Raw genomic sequence first — 264 nt, 5'->3', positions numbered from 1 at the left:
AAGGGTTTTGGTAGGCATTTTCAGATGTTTTTAAGTGACTGTATGTCATGATCGCTATATCTGTCTGTCTTCTTAAGAACGTGTAATTTTACAAGATTCTACAATTGCTTTAAATTAGATGTTAAATCGATTTGGTAATATCTTTAAAAACTTAACTGTATACCCAGATAATATGAAACGCAATATGACAAGAACATACTGTTTAATTTACTCTCATCGCGTAATTCTTACACTAATCGACAAATTTATGGTACGTGAAGAAGC

The 264-nt window shown here is 31.1% G+C and carries 1 pseudogene; it reads left to right on the top strand.

Annotated elements, in window-relative coordinates:
* Window positions 1-76: 76 nt before the first annotated feature.
* Window positions 77-264 (top strand): annotated as a pseudogene (locus JDS80_RS30905) (adenylosuccinate lyase); the annotation flags it as partial.

The sequence above is a fragment of the Bacillus cereus group sp. N8 genome, assembly GCF_016483685.1.
Taxonomy (GTDB): Bacteria; Bacillota; Bacilli; order Bacillales; family Bacillaceae_G; genus Bacillus_A; species Bacillus_A proteolyticus.
The sequence above is the reverse complement of the archived record's forward strand: the minus strand, read 5'-3'. Positions and strand labels throughout refer to the sequence as shown.